This window comes from Variovorax humicola, assembly GCF_037889915.1.
In the GTDB taxonomy this organism is placed as follows: Bacteria; Pseudomonadota; Gammaproteobacteria; order Burkholderiales; family Burkholderiaceae_C; genus Variovorax; species Variovorax humicola.
Genome location: NZ_JBBKZV010000089.1, coordinates 1 through 2,270, shown reverse-complemented (window position 1 = coordinate 2,270; position 2,270 = coordinate 1). Strand labels below are relative to the sequence as shown.

At 66.4% G+C, this 2,270-nt stretch carries 3 protein-coding genes; all 3 read left to right on the top strand.

Annotated features, from left to right (window positions below):
• Positions 1-80: 80 nt before the first annotated feature.
• Positions 81-482 (top strand): IS66-like element accessory protein TnpA, encoded by a 402-nt coding sequence (gene tnpA, locus WKW80_RS37075; protein WP_340368539.1) that lies wholly within the window; start codon positions 81-83, stop codon positions 480-482.
• A complete protein-coding gene (gene tnpB, locus WKW80_RS37070) occupies positions 479-817 on the top strand; it encodes an IS66 family insertion sequence element accessory protein TnpB (RefSeq protein WP_340368538.1) in 339 nt (112 codons plus the stop codon). Before tnpA ends, tnpB begins: the two co-directional genes overlap by 4 nt.
• Positions 818-922: 105 nt before the next feature.
• Positions 923-2,270 (top strand): IS66 family transposase (gene tnpC / locus WKW80_RS37065; protein ID WP_340368537.1); only part of this gene is annotated, 1,348 nt, incomplete at its 3' end.

The window sequence follows — 2,270 nt, the reverse complement described above, 5'->3', positions numbered from 1 at the left end:
GTAACCGGCCAGTGATCCCATCTTGAGGCCAGAGGCCAAGGCGCTGACCATGATGTCCATCTAAGTTTTGATGGACGTCTATGCATGTCAACAGGAAGCCGCGCCGTCGGCACAGCGAAGAATTCAAGGCACGCGTGATGGCTGCGTGTTCGGTCCCCGGTGCATCGGTAGCCGCGGTGGCGCAGTCGTTCGGCGTGAACGACAACCTTGTTCACCAGTGGCGGCGAGGTCGCGGGTTCTCTGTCGATTCACGCGTCGCTGCTGCGCCCGCACTGGCAACGGCGTGTGCACCGGACTTCGTCGCGTTGGCGATGCCGGCCACGTTGCCCGCGCCGGCAGAACTTCCTCCTGCTCCAGCTGCGCCCGTGCACGTCGAGAAGATCCAGTTGGAACTCAAGCGCGGCACACTCGCAGTGAGCGTGGCGTGGCCGCTGTCGGCGGCGGCGGACTGCGCCACCTGGCTGCGCGAGCTGCTGCGATGATCCGCATTGATGCCTTGTGGCTATGCACCCAGCCGCTGGACATGCGCTGTGGTGCCGAGCGCCTGATGGCGCACGTCGTGCACGCCATGGGCAGCGCCCGCGCGCATCACGGGTATCTCTTCGCCAACGCGCGCGCCACGCGCGTGAAGCTGCTCGTGCACGATGGCTTCGGCGTGTGGTGCGCTGCCAGGCGACTGAACGCCGGCCGGTTCATCTGGCCGCGCGAGATCGACGGCACGGCGCCGCTGGCGTTGACGCAGGCGCAGTTCGATGCACTGGTGGTGGGCCTGCCTTGGCAGCGTCTGCCCGAGATGAGCGTGATAACGCGGCTGTAGGCTGCGACGTCAAGGACCTCGAAGGCGATTCGCGTCGTCGCACGGCGCGTTGACAGCGAAACCCCCAGTGGCATGAGGCCGGCAGGACTTGCATGATTCACCCCCATGCCAGCCCTGCACGATCTCAAGGACGAGGACCTTCAAGGTCTCGCCCCCGAGGCCGTCGCGGCACTTGCTCAGCAGATGCTGCAGCGCATTCGCCAGCAGGCCCATGAGATCCAGTTCAAGGACGCCAAGATCGAGAAGATCATGTTCCAGCTGGCGCAGCTGAAGGCGTGGAAGTTCGGTGCGAAGACTGAGGCGATGAACGCCGAGCAACGTCGCTTGTTCGAGGAGACCGTGGCCGAGGACGAGGCCAGTCTGCAGGCGCAGCTCGATCAGCTGCGCGGTGCGACGCCGCCGCCCGAGAGCACGGGCGAGAACAACGACAACAAGCGCAAGCCGCGTCGTCGTCCGCTGCCTGAGCACCTGCGCCGCGTGGACCACCACCACGAGCCCGAGGACACGAGCTGCCCCAGTCCGGAGTGCGGCCGCCCGATGGTGCGCGTCGGCGAGGACGTGAGCGAGCGCCTGGACGTCATCCCGGCGGAGTTCTTCGTTCACCGCCACATCTACGGCAAGTGGGCCTGCCGCTGCTGCCAGTGCCTGGTGCAGGAGCCCGCTGCGCCGCAGATCATCGACGGCGGCATGCCCGCTGCCGGGCTGGTCGCGCACACGATGGTCAGCCACTTCGTAGATCACCTGCCGTACTACCGGCTGGAGTCCATCAATGCCCGCTCGGGGGTGCACACGCCGCGCTCCACGCTAGCGAGCTGGTCCGGGCGAGGTGGTGCGGCGCTCGTGCCGCTGTATGACGCGCACAAGCGCTTCGTGCTGTCGGCCGCGGTACTGCATGCTGACGAGACGCCGGTGGCCATGCTCGACCCAGGTGCAGGCAAGACCAAGCGAGCGTACGTCTGGACATATGCGCGCGGCGCCTTCGACGCGGTGCCGGGGGTCATCTATGACTTCTGTGCCGGACGGGGTGCGCAGTACCCCGTGGCCTTCCTCGGCCCAGAAGATGACAGGCACAGCGACCCAGGCTGGCGCGGCACGTTGGTGCGCGATGAGTACGCGGCCTATGACAAGGTGATGGTGGCCCAACCCGGGCGCATTCCTGCTGGCTGTCTTGCGCACGCGAGGAGGAAGTACGACGAGTTGCTGCGCGACGGTGGCAAGAGCGCGGTCGCCGACGAGGCGTTGCGACGCATCGCGCGGATCTATCGTCTGGAGCGCGAGCTGTCCGCCTTGACGAGTCAGGAGAGACTGGCCAGAAGGCAACGGGATGCAAAACCGCTGTGGGAGGACCTGCATGCGTGGTTGCGTCTCGAGAGAGGCCGTGTACCCGACGGCAGCGCCACAGCCAAGGCTCTGAACTACAGCCTCAACGCCTGGGGCGCGTTGACGCAAAACC

Excerpts from the sequence above, each read along its gene's own strand:
- tnpA (WP_340368539.1), top strand. The coding sequence starts at position 81 with ATGCATGTCAACAGGAAGCCGCGCCGTCGGCACAGCGAAGAATTCAAG.
- tnpB (WP_340368538.1), top strand. The coding sequence starts at position 479 with ATGATCCGCATTGATGCCTTGTGGCTATGCACCCAGCCGCTGGACATG.